Origin of the sequence: Streptomyces sp. NPDC056486 (assembly GCF_042795295.1) — a bacterium.
Classification (GTDB): Bacteria; Actinomycetota; Actinomycetes; order Streptomycetales; family Streptomycetaceae; genus Streptomyces.
The window spans coordinates 225433-242096 of the sequence record NZ_JBHTSF010000002.1 but is presented as its reverse complement, the minus strand read 5'-3'; the positions used below and the strand labels follow the sequence as shown (position 1 = coordinate 242096).

Genomic DNA, 16664 nt, shown 5'->3' with positions numbered 1-16664 from the left:
GGTCGGCGGGCCGTCACCGGACCGGACCGGCCCCGCATGCACTGGCACCCGCACGGTGTGAGGGTGACCGTGTGACCACCACCGCCGAGCCCGCCGCCGAAGCCCCGGCTCAGGGGCCGCCCGTCCTGGACAAGCGCCGCCGGAACATCGTCTTCGTGACGATCATGCTGGGGATGCTGCTCGCCGCCCTCGACCAGACCATCGTGGGTACCGCGCTGCCCACGATCGTGGCGGATCTGGGCGGCGCCGAGCACATGTCGTGGGTCGTGACGTCCTATCTGCTCGCGGAGACCGTCGCCACCGTACTTGTGGGGAAGTTCGGCGATCTCTTCGGGCGGAAGATCGTTTTTCAGGTCTCGGCGATCGTCTTCATCACCGGCTCGTTCCTGTGCGGCCTGTCGACGAACATGACGCTGCTCATCGCCTGGCGCGCCCTGCAGGGCATCGGTGCGGGCGGTCTGATGGTGACCTCGATGGCGTTGATCGCCGATGTCATCCCGCTGCGCGAGCGCGGTAAGTACCAGGGTGCGATCGGCGCCGTGTTCGGGGTGGCCACCGTCATCGGGCCGCTTCTCGGCGGGCTCTTCACCGATCATCTGACCTGGCGCTGGGCCTTCTACGTCAACGTACCCATCGCGATCGTCGTGGTGATCGCCGCGGCCAGGACGATCCCCGTCGTGAAGTCGGCGGTGCGGCCCGTCATCGACTATCTCGGCATCGCCTTCGTCGCGATCGGCGCGAGCGCGCTGATTCTGGCGACGAGTTGGGGCGGCAACCAGTACGCATGGGGTTCTGGCACCATCATCGCGCTGTTCGCCGGTGGCGCGATCGCGCTCGCGCTGTTCTGTGTGGTCGAGACGCGGGCCGCCGAACCGATGCTGCCGATGCGGCTCTTCGCCAATCCCGTCTTCACGGTCTGCTCGATCCTCAGCTTCATCGTGGGCTTCGCGATGCTCGGCGCCATGACGTTCCTGCCCACCTATCTGCAGTACGTGGACGGGGACTCGGCCACGATCTCGGGCGTGCGGACGCTGCCCATGGTGATCGGGCTGCTCATCGCGTCGATCTTCAGCGGCAACGTGGTGAGCAAGACCGGGACGTATCGCATCTTCCCCATCGTGGGTGCGCTGGTGATGGCGCTCGGGCTCTATCTGCTCTCCCTGATGGGTGCTGAGACCAGCACCTGGCTCGAATCGCTGTACATGTTCGTCCTCGGTGCCGGTATCGGGCTGTGTATGCAGGTTCTGACGATCGCCGTGCAGAACACCGTCGTCTACTCCGATCTGGGGACCGCGACCTCCGGAGTCACCTTCTTCCGTACGCTCGGCAGCTCCTTCGGCACCGCCGTGTTCGGCACCATCTACGCCAATACGCTGAAGCCGAACCTGGCAGACGGTGTCGCCGCGGCCGCCAGGGCCGGGGGCACGGATCCCGCCGTGGTGGCCAAGGCCGCGCAGAGTCCGCAAGGGCTGCACAGTCTTCCCGCGGAAGCAGCCGCGCCCGTCATCAAGGCATACGCCGACACGCTGCACACCGTGTTCCTGTGGACGGTCCCCGTGGCGCTGCTCGGGTTCGTGGTGGCTCTCTTCCTCAAGCAGGTGCAGCTGCGGGACAGCGCGCGGATGAGTTCCTCGGACATGGGCGAGGGCTTCGCGTCACCGACGTCGGGCGGCAGCCCGGACCGGGTGCTCGAGCTGGCGGTCGGCAACATCATCCGCAGTACCGGTATGGACACCGCACGCCGTGTCATCCGCGATTCCGACACCCGGCTCGACATCGCAGGAGCGTGGGCCGTCATGCAGGTCACGCTCTTCGACCGGATGGTCGGTCACGCGAACCTGAGCCTGATCGCCGCGCGGCGTCAGGTGCCGGCCGAAGTTCTGGTGCCGGTCTTCAACCGGATGGTCGAGGAGGGCTTTCTCACCCGCTCCGGCCTGCTCTTCTCGCACACCCCCGCGGGTGAACGCGAGGCCGACGTGATCGGCAAGGCGTGGGCGAAGTGGCTGGGCGAGCAGGTGGAGAAGGACAGCGGCCGGCCTGCGGACCAGGACCTCGTCAAGGCGGTCGACGCGATCGCGAAGCGGCTTCTCGTGGAGGATCTGGAACACGGGCTTGCTCCCGAGGCGCGGCAGGCGGTCCCGTTGAGCAAGGCCTAGGGCCTGGTGGGCCTGGTGGGCCTGGCGCGTCCCGGCGTCAGCGCAGGAGCAGCTGGAGTCCGCCGAGCACCGTGGCTCCGATCACCAGCTGCTCGAAGAGACGTTGATTGATGCGGTGCACGGCCGCCTTGCCGATGAGGGCGCCGGGGACGACGAAGAGCACGAGCGCCGCGTCGAGCAGCAGCGAGTGCGCGTCGATCAGGCCGAGGCCCACGCTGAACGGCACCTTGGAGGTGTTGACGATGAGGAAGAACCACGCCGACGTGCCCAGGAAGCTCAGTTTCCGGAAGCCCGCGGAGAGTAGATACATCGACATCACCGGGCCGCCCGCGTTGGCGACCATCGTGGTGAAGCCGCCGAGCACGCCGTAGGAGGGGGCTTTCAGGCGGGCGCCGCGCGAGAGCCGCGAGGGTTCCGCCTCGACCGCGGCGGGGGTTCGGCGGCGCCACAGCGTGACCGCCGCCATCAGCAGGAGGATCGCCCCTATCGACGTACGGACGGCTGCGTCGTCGGCCCACATCAAGAAGACCGTGCCCACCACCACGCCGCCCGCGACCGCGGGGAACAGGCGCCACAAGGTGGGCCAGTGGGCGTGTCTGCGGTAGGTGAGGACGGCCAGTACGTCGCCCGCGATGAGGATCGGCAGCAGGACACCGGTCGACTCGCGGGCCGGCAGGACCGCGGCGAAGACCGCGAGGCTGACCGTGTTGGCCCCGCTGACGGCGGTCTTCGAGAAGCCGACGAGCACCGCGGCCGCGGCGAGCGCGGCGAATCCCCAGGGAGATACGTCGAGAGATACGTCCATAGATATGTCCATGCCGGGAACAGATGCTAGGCCCAACTATCTCCGGGCCGTGAGGGGCAGCCACATCCTGGACGCCTGGTCCGACCGGCCTGGCCGACCACCGGCCCGACCGACCGGCAGCCTGACCGACCGGCAGCCTAGACCCCGCTGTAAGTAACCCGCAGCTCCCGCTTGAGGATCTTCATGCTGGGGCCGAGCGGCAGCTCGCCGGTGAACTCCACGCGGCGCGGGTACTTGTGGCGGCCCAGGTGTTCCTTGGACCACTCGGTGATCTGCGCGGCGTCGGGCGTTGAGCCGGGTGCCGCGACGACGACGGCGCAGATCTCCTCGCCGTGCACGTCGTCGAGCAGGCCGATCACGGCGACGTGTGCGACGTCCGGGTGGCGCATGAGCACCTCCTCGACCTCACGCGGGTAGACGTTGAAGCCGCCGCGGATGATGACGTCCTTCTTGCGGTCGACGATGGCCAGGAACCCGTCGGCGTCCTTGGTGCCGAGGTCCCCGGTGCGGAACCAGCCGTCGACGACGGCCTCGGCTGTCGCCTCCGGGCGCCCCAGGTAGCCGGAGAAGACGTTGTGACCCCGGACCACGACCTCGCCGAGCTCCCCCGCGGGCAGCAGCTCGATGCGGTCCTCCACCTCGGCGCGGGCTATCTCCACGTCCACGCCCCACAGGGGGTGGCCGATGCTGCCTGCCTTGGTGCCGAAGGCGGGCTGGTTCGCGGAGGCGGTGGGTGAGGTCTCGGAGAGCCCGTATCCCTCGTGGACCGGTACGCCGAAGGCCTCCTCGAAGCGCTCCAGTACGGCGACGGGCAGCGAGGCGCCGCCGGAGACGGCGAGCCGCAGCGTGGGCAGCCCGGGAGACGTGGCCGCGGCGGCCACGAGCTTCACGTACATCGTCGGCACCCCGTGGAAGGTGTTGACGCCCTCCGCCGCCATCAGCTCGATGGCCCGCGCGGCGTCGAAGCGCGGCAGCAGGACGAGCGTCGCGCCCGCGCGCCAGGTGGCGTTCATGGAGACGGTCTGGCCGAACGCGTGGAAGAGCGGGAGCGCGCCGAGCGCGGTGTCGTCGCTGCGCACGTCGTGCGCGTCGAAGGCGCAGACGGTCGCGTTCATCACCAGGTTGAGGTGGCTGAGCACAGCGCCCTTGGGGACGCCCGTGGTGCCGCTGGTGTAGAAGACGACGGCGGGGTCGTCGGCGTCGCGCGTGACGTAGCTGGGGAGGGGCTCGGCCGCGCCCGCCAGGGTCTCCAGTTCGCCGTCCCCGCCGAGGGTCAGCATCCGTACGCCGGTGGCGGCGGCAGCGGCCTTGCCCGTCTCGGCCTGCCCGGGGTGACAGAGCAGCAGGGTCGCGCCGCTGTCCCGCAGGACGTGCTCGACCTCCTCGGCGGAGAGCAGGAGGTGTACGGGGACGACGACGCCGCCCGCGGCGAGGATCGCGTAATAGGCGCGCGGGAACTCGGCGGTGTTGGGCGCCATCAGGGCCACCCTGTCCCCCGGCCCGACCCCGAGCCCCACGAGCGCCGCCGCCTGTGCGCGGGCCTGCTCCCACAACTCCCGGAAGGTGAGCCGCAGTTCACCCTCGACGAGGGCGGTGCGGTCCGGTCGGCGACGGGCGGGCTCGGCGAGGATCGCGGCGAGGGACAGCGTGGCCATGAGTGGTGCTCCGTTTCCTTGCGGTGGTGCGGTGGTGCGGTGGTGCGAGGTGACGCCGGGGAGGGTCTACGCCTGGACGTGGTCAGCCGCGCTCGACCAGCAGCGCGCTGCCCTGGCCGACGCCCACGCACATCGTGGCGAGGCCGCGGGCCGCGCCGGTGCGGCGCATGCGGTGAAGGAGCGTGGTCAGGATGCGGGCGCCGGAGCAGCCGAGGGGGTGGCCGATGGCGATGGCGCCGCCGGTCGGGTTCACCAGCTCGGGGTCGATGCCGAGGGCGTCGACACAGGCGAGGGCCTGGGCCGCGAACGCCTCGTTGAACTCGGCCTCCTGGAGGTCGCCGATGGACCAGCCGACGCGGGTGAGCGCCTTCTGGGTGGCGGGGACCGGGCCGATGCCCATGACGTCAGGGTGCACACCGGCGGAGGCGCCGGCGACGTACCGTCCGAGGGATTCGAGGCCGAGCTCGTTCAGGGCTTCCTCGCTGACGAGGAGGAGTCCGGCCGCGCCGTCGTTCATCGGCGATGCGTTGCCCGCGGTGACGGTGCCGTCCTTGCGGAAGACGGGGCGCAGGCTGCTGAGCTTCTCGTACGAGGTGTCCTCGCGGACGCATTCGTCGAGGTCGACAAGGGTTCCGTCGGGCCGTGTGACGGGGAGGATCTCGTCGTCGAAGTGGCCGTTCTTGCGTGCCTCGGTGGCGCGTTGGTGGCTGCGGAGGGCGAAGGTGTCCTGGCGCTCGCGGGAGACGCCGTAGCGCTCCGCCACTTCCTCTGCGGTCTCTCCCATGGCGAGGACGCCGTGCAGGTCCTTCATCGCGGGGTTCACGAGACGCCACCCGAGGCGGGTGTCGACGGTCTCCATCTTGTGCGGCAGCGCTTCGTCGGGGCGGGGCAGGACGAAGGGGGCGCGGCTCATCGACTCGGAGCCGCCCGCCAGGACGATGTCGGCTTCGCCGGACGCGATGGTGCGGGCGGCGGCGGTGACGGCTTCCATGCCGGAGGCGCAGAGCCGGTTCACGGTGGCGCCGGGCACGGATTCCGGGAGTCCTGCGAGGAGGGCGGCCATGCGGGCCACGTTGCGGTTGTCCTCGCCCGCCTGGTTGGCGGCGCCCCAGTAGATGTCGTCGATACGGGCGGGGTCCAGCTCGGGGGTGGCTGCGAGGAGGCCGCGTACGACCGTGGCGGCGAGGTCGTCCGGGCGGACGGAGGAGAGGGTCCCGCGGAGTTTGCCGATGGGGGTTCGGCGGGCTGCGGCGAAGTGGACTGGGCGCACGATACGGCTCCGGATCGTTTGCGGTCAGCGTCTGTGGGTCTCGCGTGACGGCCTAGCGTTAATTAGCACTGCTAGTTTTGGAGTGTACGGGGCGCTTGCGCTGGGCGGAAGGGTGGTCTTTTTCCCCAACCCCGCCCCTTCCCGAAAACCCGCTCGGCGCGGGGGCCTAGTGCCTTCTGCGTACCGTCATCACCGGCTTCGCCGAGTTCGTCCTCAAACGCCGGACAGGCTGAAAGGCACCCCCCCTAGCCCACGCTCACCCGTACCGCACCGCCCTCCGCATCCACCTTCCCCACCCAGCCCCCGGAGAGATACAGCCCCTGGTTAGGCAGCACCCTCCGCCACACCCGTTGCCGGTGCAGGCAGTGCCCGTCCTGCATGACCACCAGGACGGGGCGTCGCACAGCCTCCGCCGTCCGTAGGACGAAGCGGCTCCCCGGAGTACCCGGCACGAGCCGGTTCGGCGCCACCCACCGCAGCGGGGCCTCGGCCACCACAGGCACGCCGCCCGAGGGCCATCGCGCACCCTCCAGATAGCCCCGCACCGAATCCGCGACCCGCGTACCCTCCTCCGCCGCCACCAGTGCAGGCTCCACCGCGTGCACACCGCTGCCCACCGCGAAGACGCCCGGCGAGTCCGTGCGGAACGAACCGTCCACCGCGGGGCCCCGTGTCCCGGGGTCGAGGAGCACACCCCCGCGCCGAGCGAGCTCGTGGTCGGGAACGAAGTCCCCGGTGAACACCACCGTGTCGCAGGCCAGCGTTCTCTCCCGCCCGTCCGGGCGCCGCAGCCGCACCCCGGAAAGCCGACCACGCCCCAGAAGCTCGGCCACCACCACCTCGGTCATCAGCGGCACCCGGGCGACCCCGAGCCGGGCCGCCGCGGACCGCGCCCGGCCCACCTGCGCCCGCGCCTCCTCCGTGACGAGTGCGGCGACCTCCACCCCCGCGCCCCGCAGCGCGGACAGCGCCGCGTAGCTCACCGGCTCCGCCCCGACGACGACCGCCCGGGTGCCGATCTCCTGCCCGTAGACGTGGACGGCCTGCTGCAGTTCCCCGGTCGTGAACACCCCCGCCGGGCGCGTCCCCGGCACGAGCCGTGCGGTCCGCGGCCTTTCCCGCGCGCCCGTGGCCAGGACCACGGCGCGCGCGGTGATCCGCTCCAGGCCGTGCGGTCCCGTCGTCTCCACCGCGAGGGACCCGGCCCACCCGGTGGCGCTCACCCCGGTCCGTACCGCCGCTCCGGCCTCGAGCGCGGCCTCGACGAGGCGTTCCGCGTACTGCGGTCCCGTCACGCCCCAGCGCCCGAACCCTCCGTGCAGACAGTGGCGCGGCACTCCGCCGGCCCGCGCCTCCCGTTCGAGTACCTCCACCGTGCCCGCCCCCGATGTGGCGAGGCGGGCGGCCGCCGCGAGCCCCGCGGGGCCCGCGCCGATCACGAGTACGTCCACACTCCGCTGCCGCCTCATCGCGCCGCCCCCGACTCGCCCCAGCCTTCGAAGAGTTCACGTACCGCGGCCCCGCAGTAGAACCCCTGGCAGCGCCCGCCCCGCGCCCGCGTCCGTCGCCGCAGGCCGTCCAGTGAACCGGGCGGGACCGTACTGATGAGGGCGTCCCTGATCTCCCCCCGGGTCACGCGCTCGCAGTGGCAGACGATGCTGCCGTACGCGGAGTCGGTCGCGATGAGGTCGGCGCGCTGGTAGGGGCGGGGGAAGGCCTCGCCGATGTTCGGCATGCTCACGGGGTCCAGGCTTCCGGCCACCGTCAGATCCAGGTCGGGGCCCGCGGCATCGGCGAGCAGACCGACGACGTACTCGGCGATCGCCATCGACGCGGTGAGGCCCGTGGACCTGATGCCGCCGACGGTGATGTAGCGCTCACCGGGCGAGCTGTGGATCTGGTAGTCGTCGTGCTCGGTGGCCGCCCGCAGCCCGGCGTAGACCGCGGTGACCTCCTCGTCAAGCAATGAGGGCAGGATGCGGCGGCCCTTGGCGCGCAGCCCGGCGAGGCCGTCCTCCGTCGTGCCCGACGCCCGCTTGTCGTCCAACTCCTCGGCGGTGGGGCCCAGAAGGACGTTTCCGTACACGGTCGGAGCCACGAGCACACCCTTCCCCAGCGCTGTCGGCACCGGCAGGAGGATGTGGCGGACCAGGTCGCGGGCGAGCTTGTCGAAGACGATGAGCTGACCCCGGCGCGGGGTCACCGTGAACTCGCCGCGGCCAAGGAGCCGCCGGTCGAGCGCGTCGGCGTGCAGACCCGCGGCGTTGATGAGGTAGCGGGTGCGTACGACGCCTCGGGGCGTGGTCAGTTCGTGGCAGTCGGAGCCGTCCGGTGAAAGGGAGGAATTCACCTCCCCCACCTTGCAATTGAGGTGCAGGTCCACTCCCTCGCGCACGGCCTGGGTGGCGTACGCGAGTGTCGTCGTCCAAGGACAGATGATGGATTCGCCCGGGACTTCGAGCGCGCCCAATGCTCCCTCGCCCAAGTGTGGTTCGCGCGATCTGACTTCGTCGGCGCCGATGATCCGGGCGTCGTGGTATTCGTTGCGCTCCGCCTTCTTCAACAGGTTCGGCAGCGCGGCCAGTTGCTCCTCGTCCCAGGCGACGAGCAGGGCGCCGACCGGCTCCACGGGGATGCCGGACTCGGCGGCGTACGCGGCGAGCAGTCGTCGGCCCTCCCGTACGAGGCGGGCCTCGAGGGAGTCGGGAACGGCGTCGAAACCGGTGTGCAGGATCGCGGTGTTGGCCTTCGACGTGCCGTCACCGACGTCGCCGGAGGCTTCGACGAGGGCGACCCGGAGCTGGTGGTGTCCGGCCAGCTCGCGGGCGATGGCCGAGCCGACGACACCGGCTCCCACCACGGTCACGTCATAGGGCTCGGAGGGCAGCGGGCCCTTGGTGGTGACGGTCATGACGACGGTACGGGCGCGCGGTCGAGCAGGGCGTCGACCGCCGAGCGGAAGCCGCCGATGCGCTCGGCGGCCTGTGCGGCGTCGATCTTCGGCTCGTACACGGTGGTGGGCCGCCACCGGGGGACCGCGTCGCGCACCGTGAGCTTCGGGTCGAGCCCCATGCGCGCGACGACGCCCACACCGAGGGCGGTGACATCGGGCAACGCCGATACCTCGACGGGCATTTGGAGCAGGTCGGCCTGGGTCTGCATCAGGAGGGCCGAGCGGGTCAGGCCGCCGTCGACGCGCAGGCTCGTCAAGGGCTCGCCCAGGTCGGCGGCCACGGCGTCGGCCAGGGATGCGACCTGGGCCGCGATGCCCTCGCACAGGGCGCGGACCAGATGGCCGGGGGACGTGTCGAGGCCGAGGCCGGTGATCGAGCCGCGCAGATCGCCGCGCCACCAGGGCGCCGCGAGCCCGGCGAGCGCGGGGACGAAGGTGACGCCGCCCGTGTCGGGCACGGACACGCCCACCAGGTCGAGGTCCGCCGCCCCTTCGATGACGCCGAGGTCCGTGAGCCAGCGGACGGCGGACGCGGCGGTGTAGACCTGCCCGTCGAGGCAGTAGCTGCTCTCCCCCGCAAGGCGCCAGGCGACACAGCTGACCAGGCCGGAATCGCCCCGGCGCGGCCGGGTGCCGGTCTGGGCGAGCAGGAACGCGCCGGTTCCGTACGTGCACTTCGCGCTGCCGGGCTCGGTCACGTCCTGGGCGAGGAGCGCGGCCTGCTGGTCGACGAGGAGGCCGGTCAGCGGCAGCTCGGGGCCGAAGGCCTTCGTGGTGCCGACCGGGCCCGCCGCGTCGACGACACGCGGCAGCCGCTCGTCGGCCAGACCGAAGACGTCAAGGGCGCGCGGTGACCACGCGACGGTGTCCAGGTCGAGGAGCTGGGTGCGTCCGGCGGTCGCCGCGTCGGTGACGAACTCGCCGGTGAGCCGGTGTATCAGCCAGGCGTCGCTGGTGGTGACGACGCCCTCCCGGGTGAGGTGGCGGCGTATCCACGCCATCTTGGGCGCGGCGAAGTAGGGGTCGAGCGGGAGTCCCGTCAGATGCTGCAATTCATCCGCGTAAGGGCCCAGTTCCGTGCACAGCGGCTCCGCGCGCCGGTCCTGCCACACGATCGCCTCGGTCAGCGGGCGGCCCGAAGCGGGGTCCCAGGCGAGCACCGTCTCACCTTGGTTGGCGAGGCCGACCGCTGCGACCGGCTCCCCCGCGGCGTCCAGGGCGCGGCGTCCGGCGTCGACGACCGAGTCGTACAGGGCCGCCGGGTCGACCTCCACCAGGCCTCCGGGGAGGTGGCGCGGGCGTACGGGCGCGGCGCCGGAACCGATCACTCCGCGTTCCGGGCAGAGGACGAGAGCCTTCGTGCCGGATGTGCCCTGATCGATGGCGAGGACTGCCTCGCCGCGCGGTCCTCTGCCATTCGTGATCACCGCGGAAGCCTGCTACAGCGGCCAGGAAGGCGTCAAGAGCCCCCTTCCCGGGGCGGTCTCATCCTCGCCCTTTCAAAAAATGCCAACCGGCGCGCCGAGTTGACCTCAATTCAAACTCAAAAGATCCATGAACCGCTCTGAGAATGGAACTTCCAGATCTACACTGACCGCCGAACAACATCATTTCGTCATAGGCCAGTTCACACACGCTCTGCCCTCCGCCCTCCTCCCCCACAGAGGATCCATGCCCACTCCGTCAGGCCGCCCCGTGTACCACCCGGCGGGCCACGACGAACAGTTGCGCGCCGTGCTCCAGGACCTCAAGACGGGTCGCTGGGTGTCGACGCGCAACCTTCTCGACTCCACGCCCGACTGGGGCCTGTGGACGCAACGTACGCAGATCCTGGCGGCCGCCGTGGCCGGTTCCGACGTGGTCAGGGCCTGGCTGACCGAGGAGCCGCACAGCGCCGCGGCATCCGTTCTGCACAGCAGGGTCCTGGTCGAGCGGACCCTGCGCGCCCACCGCGCCGGACACCGCCAGACCAACGAGCTGTGGCGCGAGGCGGCAGCGGCGTGCGGCGCCGCGATGGACGCCTCGCCCGAGGACCCCGTGCCGTGGGTCTGCCTGCTCGCCCTCGCCCAGCTCGACAAGGGCCAGCGGTGGGACGAGCACCGGGTGCCGGCCCCCGAGCCGATGCTGTTCCCCGGCCCCTGGCATCTCCTCGCCGAGGCCGACAAACGCGACCCGGGCAACCGCGAGGCCTACCACCGGATGCTGCAGTTCGCGTACGCGCGCCGCCCCGGAGGCCCGCTCACCGAAGCGGTCAACTTCGCCCACTGGGCGTCCGGTTCGGCACCGGCGGGCTCGGCGCTGCACCTGCTGCCCCTGTATGTGCGCGTCGAGCGGTACCGCAAGGACGGCGGCGCCGAGAACGCCCTGGACCTGCACTGGATAGGGGAGGACGCGACCCGCTCCGCCCTGCGCGCGCTGCACCTGTGGTTCGACCACGCGCTGCCCGCGGCGACCTCGCTCCTCGACCTCAGCCACCTGGCCCACGCGCTGTGGGGCGCGCATCACTTCCAGGACGCGGCAAGGGTGTTCGAGGTCCTCGATCCCTTCTACACCGTGGCGCCGTGGACGTACCGCACGCGCTCGCCCGGTGACACGGACGCGGCGGCCGAGATGTTCATGCAGGCGCGTACGCGCTGTGTGACCGCCTTACAAGATCCGGGCTGAGGTCCCCTGCCGCCCCCCGGCAACGGTCTTTCGCTCAGCACCACCCGCTCCCCGAACCACCGCTCCCCACCGGAGGTACATCCGTGTCCCGCACCACCTGGTCGAGCCCCGCATCGACCACAGACCCGCTGCCCGACGAGGAACAAAGGCTCAGGGAGCTCGGCTACCAGCCGGTCCTGGCGCGCCGGATGGGCGGCTTCGGCAACTTCGCCATCAGCTTCTCCGTCATCTCGATCCTCTCCGGCTGCATGACCCTGTACGGCTTCGGCCTCGGTACGGGCGGCCCGGCCGTGATGCTCTGGGGCTGGGCGGGCGTCGGTCTCTTCGTGCTCTGCGTGGGCATGGCGCTCGCCGAGGTCACCAGCGCGTACCCGACGTCGGGGGCCCTCTACTACATGGCCGACCGGCTCGGCGGGCGGCGCTGGGGCTGGTACACGGGCTGGTTGAACCTGCTCGGCCTGCTCGGTGCGATAGCGGGCATCGACTACGGCGCGGCGCTCTTCTCCGGGGCGTTCCTGAACCTGAAGTTCGGGTTCACGCCGACGCCGGAGAAGACCTTCCTGATCTTCCTCGGCATCCTGCTCCTGCACGCCGTGCTGAACCTGTTCAACGTGCGCCTGGTGAGTCTGCTCAACTCGATCAGCGTGTGGTGGCACGTGGCCGGTGTCGCCGTCATCGTGGGCGTCCTCGCGATCGTGCCGGACCACCACCAGTCCCCCGGGTTCGTCTTCGGTGAGTTCGTCAACAACACCGGCTGGGACAACCCGCTCTACGTCACGGCGATCGGTCTGCTCCTCGCGCAGTACACCTTCTGCGGATACGACGCGTCCGCGCACCTGTCGGAGGAGACCTCCAACGCCTCGGTCTCCGCGGCGCGCGGCATCGTGCGTGCCATCTGGGCGTCGTGGATCGCCGGTTTCATCCTCCTTGCCGGGCTGACGTTCGCGATCCAGGACTACGCGGGCACCGTGAAGACCGACACCGGCGTGCCGCCCGCGCAGATCATGATCGACGCGATCGGCGAGTCCGGAGCGACGGCGCTGCTGCTCATCGTGATCGTGGCGCAGCTGTTCTGCGGCAACGCCGAGACCGCCGCGGCCAGCCGCATGGTGTTCGCCTTCAGCCGCGACAACGCGCTGCCCGGATCGAAGATATGGCGCAAGGTCAGCTCCCGTACCCAGGTGCCGGTGCCCGCGGTCTGGCTCTCGGTCGGTCTTGCCGCGGTCATCGCCCTGCCCTCCCTGTACTCGACGACCGCGTACACGGCCGTGACCGCCATCAACGTCATCGGGATCACGCCCGCGTACGCCATCCCGATCTACCTGCGCCTTCGGGCGGGCGACCGCTTCGAGAAGGGCCCCTGGAACCTGGGCCGCTGGAGCAAGCCCATCGGCTGGATAGCAGTGGTCTGGGTGGTGTTCGTGACGATCCTGTTCTGCTTGCCGCAGGTCTCGCCCGTGACGGTCGACTCGATGAACTACGCGTCGATCGCGCTCGTCGTGGTGCTCACCCTCGCCACCATCTGGTGGTTCGTGGCGAGGCGCTCCTACAGCACGCCGTCGGCGTACGGGTCGGAGCGGGAGCAGGCGGAGATAGCGGAGGACATCATCTAGGCGACCCACCGGACGTGTCGTCGTATCGCCCTATGGCAGGCGGTCGTTGAGGATCCGCTGGAAGAGTCGGTGGTCGCGCCAGGCGCCGTTGATGTGCAGGAACTCCGGCGCGACACCGAACTCCTCGAAGCCGCACTTGGCGAGGACCCGCTGCGAGGGCACGTTGTCGAGGAGGGTGCCCGCCTCGACGCGGTGCAGGCCGAGTTCGGTGTCGGCGGCGGCGCAGGCCTGCGAGACGGCGGCAGTCGCCAAGCCTTGGCCGACGTGGTCCACGTCGATCCAGTAACCGAGGTTTCCGCTGCGCAAGGGGCCGAGGACGATGCCGGACAGGGTGACCGAGCCGACGATGTCCCCCTCACGGTCGAGCACCCAGGGTGCCGCCCGCCCGGCCCGGCACTCCTCCAGCTGGACACGGAGCCGGGCGGCCTGCGCCTGCGAGGTGAAGTAGTCCTCGGGCCGGGTGGGTTCCCACGGCTCCAGGTGCGCCCGGCTGCGCAGCCGGGCACGGGCGAGACCGCCCGCGTCCTCCAGGGTGGCGGGGCGCATGACGACGTCCGGGGTGATGCGGGCGGATTCGGTGATCATGCGCCAAGGGTAGGGACTGCGGCGGGCGCGCGGGCGGGTTGGCTCACCTTCCGCCCGCCACGCGCAGGATCGTGCCGGACGTGTACGACGCCTCGTCCGAGAGCAGCCAGGAGACGGCCGCCGCGATCTCGTCGGGCTGACCGGAGCGACCCAGAGGGATATTCGCGGCGAGCTTCGCCGGGCGCTCGGGGTCGGCGTGGAACTCGGTCCAGATCACGCCGGGCGCGACGGCGTTGACGCGGATGCGGTCCGCCGCGACCTCCTTCGACAGGCCGACGGTCATCGTGTCGACGGCTCCCTTGGCGGCGGCGTAATGGACGTACTCGCCCGGGGCGCCGAGGGTCGCCGCCGCGGAGGAGATGTTCACGATGCCGCCGCCGACGCCGGTCCGTGTCATGTCGCGGACCGCGCGGCGGGCGCAGAGGAGGTAGCCGAGTACGTTCACGTCGAGCGCGCGGCGCATGGCGGCGGCGTCGGCGTCCGCGAGAGGCCCCACGGGGGCGCCGATCCCGGCGTTGTTCACCAACCCGGTGACCGGGCCCAGTTCCGCGGCGGCACTCTCGAAGAGGCGGTCGACGTCCGCCTCGTCGGCGGTGTCCATCCGGACGGTGACGCAGCGGATGCCCGCGCCTTCGCCTGCGCTCGTCGCGCGGACTTCCGCGGCCACCTTTTCGGCGGCGTCGGCGTCGGAGTGATAGCCGAGGGCGATGTGGTGGCCGTCCTTGGCGAGGCGGACGCAGATGGCTGCGCCGATGCCGCGGCTGCCGCCGGTTACGACTGTGACGGGGTTTTGCGGCACGTTTCCTCCGAGGGACGGGGCCTGACTGGGTTGCTGTTTGATCGATCATTCCCCAACCCCGCCCCTTCCCGAAACCGGGGCTCCGCCCCAGACCCCGGTCCTCAATCGCCGGACGGCTGAAAGATTTCCCCGGGGCTGGGGGAATCTCAGCCCGTCACCTCAGCCCAGACGGCCCCGCACGAACTCCCGCAACGTCCCCGGCCCCCTCCCCCCGAACCGCTCGATCGACGACGTCACCTCGTACAGCTCGTGGTGCGAGCCGATCAGGCGGAACAGTTCCCACAGCTTGTCCAGGTGGGCCACCACGTGCGCGTCCCCGTACAAGGACATCGCCCGCTCCCGCCACTGCTCCGGCGACGCGTCCACGTACTTGAGGCCGCCACCGAACGTCTCCACGATCTCGGCGACGGAAAGCACCTGCCCCGTGAGCAGCACCACGGGATCGGAGCACGACGGCATGGGATCCGCGAGGAGCCCGGCGCCCACCCTGGCCACGTCCTGCCCCGCGATCAGCGGAAGCACGGTGTCCGGCGCGCCGAGGGGCATGGCCAGCTCGCGCCCGCCGCCGGCCCGTACCAAGAAGTCCAGGTTCTCGAAGAAGACCCCGGCCCGCAGATGCACCGCCCCGACCTCCGCCCGGTCGAAGACCTCCTCGGCCACCCAGTGCTGCCGCATTCTCGGCGTCCCCGCGTCCGGCGCCGCCGCCAGCTGGGAGACCTCGACGACGCGCTCAAGGCCCTCCCGCCTGGCCGCCGCCGCGAACACGCCGGTCGCGTCAAGCAAGCCATCGGTCACCGGGTAGGTGAAGAAGGCGCGACGCACGCCCCGCACCGCCGCGAGCACGTCCGTGATCTCGCGGAGGTCGCCGACGACCACCTGCGCGCCCATCCCCCGGAGAACGGCCGCACGCTCGTCGTCGGTGCGCACGAAGGCACGTACCGCCTGACCGCGATCGAGCAGCAGCCGTACGACATGACGGCCGGTGGAACCCTGTTGTCCACCCGCCGCTCCCGTGACAAGGACCGGTTCGTTCGACGGCATCCCGTTCACCCCTCTCCGCGCCGCAGCGTGAGCGTGAACGCGCCCCGCCGCTCCAGATCCCGCAGGAACGGCTCCGCCGAGAATGCCTCCCCGGGTGCGAGAACCCCTGTCTTCGTCGGTCCCCTCCCTTCCGCGATCCGCACCGCCGCCTCCACCGAGGCCAGTGCTCCGGCCCGCCACAGGTCCTGACCCGTCAACTGGCCTGCCGCGCCGCCGCCTTCCCACATCGCCTGGACCGCGATGGTGAAGTCGGTGCCAGCGCGTTCCGCCGCGTGGATGTGCTCGCTCTCGAAGGCACCCTCGGCCTCGAAGGCACTGGTGCTGAGCATCAAGTCGACGGCACGGACGGGGACATGGCGCGGCACCGTCACCACCTCGCTTGACGGGAACGGCGCGATCATCGTGCGCGGGCCGAGCGGGGGCGGGAAGGGGAAGACGGCGTTACGGGGTTCGACATAGCCCGCGTGGAGGGCGCCGTCGCTGAACGTGAGACGTTCGGTCTCGGCGAAGAGGTGGGTCGCGGTGTTCTTGGCGCCGGTGGTCAGGCGCCAGCCGTTCACGGCGTACGCGACGACGATCCGGTCGATGTCCGCGATGCCGTCCGACACCGCTCCCGCCAGGAGGTCTCCGAGGCCGCCGTAGAAGCTGAGGCCGGGGATCATGACGGCACCGGTGCGCTGCGCCGTGTCCTGCGCGGTGTCGAAGACCCCTTTTACGTGGTGGGGCTCGAGGGCGTGGTCGATGTAGTGGCAGCCCGCTTCCGCGGCGGCGGCAGCGACAGGTGCGCCGGTGACGGCGAAGGGTCCTGCGCACTGGATGAGGACGTCGGCGGCCGTCATCACCTCGCGCAGTGCGGCGGGGTCATCCACGGAGGCGGTGCGGATCCGTACCCGCTCCCCCGCGTCGAGTTCGTCGGCCAGCGCGCGCAACGCCTCGGCGTCGCGGCCGGCCAGGAGTAACTCCTGTTCTCTGGCCAGGAGTTCGGATGCCACCAGGCGTCCGGTGTGGCCATAGGCTCCGTAGATCGCGAAGAGCGACTTTGTCATGCTCAACTCGCTTCCATACCGAAGGTATGTAACTGGTGCGGAACCTACGTACCCTGAGTATGTTCGTCAAGAGGAGC

General features: G+C 70.8%; 13 protein-coding genes. 3 read left to right on the top strand and 10 right to left on the bottom strand.

Annotation, left to right across the window (positions count from 1 at the left end; all coding sequences use genetic code 11):
• Positions 1-71: 71 nt before the first annotated feature.
• Entirely contained in the window at positions 72-2156 is a 2085-nt protein-coding gene (locus ACFQ7F_RS02310; RefSeq protein WP_383264772.1) for an MDR family MFS transporter, read from the top strand.
• Between the two features lie 37 nt (positions 2157-2193).
• Here ACFQ7F_RS02310 and ACFQ7F_RS02305 read toward each other — a convergent pair whose 3' ends face one another.
• The 6 genes from ACFQ7F_RS02305 to ACFQ7F_RS02280 form a co-directional block, all read right to left on the bottom strand.
• Complete coding sequence (locus ACFQ7F_RS02305; RefSeq protein ID WP_383264769.1) at positions 2194-2961, bottom strand: sulfite exporter TauE/SafE family protein; 768 nt, start codon at positions 2959-2961, stop codon at positions 2194-2196.
• Positions 2962-3098: 137 nt separating this feature from the next.
• Positions 3099-4616 carry a long-chain fatty acid--CoA ligase gene (locus tag ACFQ7F_RS02300; protein ID WP_383264766.1) on the bottom strand — a complete coding sequence of 506 codons (1518 nt, stop codon included), beginning with the start codon at positions 4614-4616 and terminating at the stop codon, positions 3099-3101.
• An 82-nt stretch (positions 4617-4698) separates the two neighbouring features.
• Positions 4699-5886: a thiolase family protein gene (locus tag ACFQ7F_RS02295; RefSeq protein WP_383264763.1), complete on the bottom strand. Its 1188-nt coding sequence runs from the start codon at positions 5884-5886 to the stop codon at positions 4699-4701.
• A 245-nt stretch (positions 5887-6131) separates the two neighbouring features.
• Positions 6132-7355, bottom strand: a complete 1224-nt coding sequence (locus ACFQ7F_RS02290; RefSeq protein WP_383264760.1) for an NAD(P)/FAD-dependent oxidoreductase — start codon at positions 7353-7355, stop codon at positions 6132-6134.
• Complete coding sequence (locus ACFQ7F_RS02285; RefSeq protein WP_383264758.1) at positions 7352-8797, bottom strand: FAD-dependent oxidoreductase; 1446 nt, start codon at positions 8795-8797, stop codon at positions 7352-7354. Before ACFQ7F_RS02285 ends, ACFQ7F_RS02290 begins: the two co-directional genes overlap by 4 nt.
• Entirely contained in the window at positions 8794-10266 is a 1473-nt protein-coding gene (locus ACFQ7F_RS02280; protein WP_383264755.1) for an FGGY family carbohydrate kinase, read from the bottom strand. The genes ACFQ7F_RS02285 and ACFQ7F_RS02280 overlap by 4 nt, the downstream gene beginning before the upstream one ends.
• Positions 10267-10510: 244 nt before the next feature.
• Here ACFQ7F_RS02280 and ACFQ7F_RS02275 point away from each other — a divergent pair, with 244 nt between their 5' ends.
• Together ACFQ7F_RS02275 and ACFQ7F_RS02270 are read left to right on the top strand one after the other, a co-directional pair.
• Positions 10511-11503 carry a hypothetical protein gene (locus tag ACFQ7F_RS02275; protein WP_383264753.1) on the top strand — a complete coding sequence of 331 codons (993 nt, stop codon included), beginning with the start codon at positions 10511-10513 and terminating at the stop codon, positions 11501-11503.
• An 83-nt stretch (positions 11504-11586) separates the two neighbouring features.
• Positions 11587-13116 carry an amino acid permease gene (locus ACFQ7F_RS02270; RefSeq protein ID WP_383264751.1) on the top strand — a complete coding sequence of 510 codons (1530 nt, stop codon included), beginning with the start codon at positions 11587-11589 and terminating at the stop codon, positions 13114-13116.
• Between the two features lie 30 nt (positions 13117-13146).
• Here the strand turns inward: ACFQ7F_RS02270 and ACFQ7F_RS02265 are convergent, their stop codons facing one another.
• From ACFQ7F_RS02265 to ACFQ7F_RS02250, 4 genes are all read right to left on the bottom strand, one after another.
• Positions 13147-13701, bottom strand: a complete 555-nt coding sequence (locus ACFQ7F_RS02265; RefSeq protein WP_383264748.1) for a GNAT family N-acetyltransferase — start codon at positions 13699-13701, stop codon at positions 13147-13149.
• Positions 13702-13744: 43 nt separating this feature from the next.
• On the bottom strand, positions 13745-14500 hold the full coding sequence (locus ACFQ7F_RS02260; protein ID WP_383264746.1) for an SDR family oxidoreductase: 756 nt from the start codon (positions 14498-14500) through the stop codon (positions 13745-13747).
• Between the two features lie 159 nt (positions 14501-14659).
• Positions 14660-15541, bottom strand: coding sequence for an NAD(P)H-binding protein (locus tag ACFQ7F_RS02255; RefSeq protein ID WP_383264743.1), 882 nt, complete (start codon positions 15539-15541; stop codon positions 14660-14662).
• A gap of 5 nt (positions 15542-15546) precedes the next feature.
• Entirely contained in the window at positions 15547-16587 is a 1041-nt protein-coding gene (locus ACFQ7F_RS02250; RefSeq protein ID WP_383264740.1) for a saccharopine dehydrogenase NADP-binding domain-containing protein, read from the bottom strand.
• Between the last annotated feature and the right edge of the window lie 77 nt (positions 16588-16664).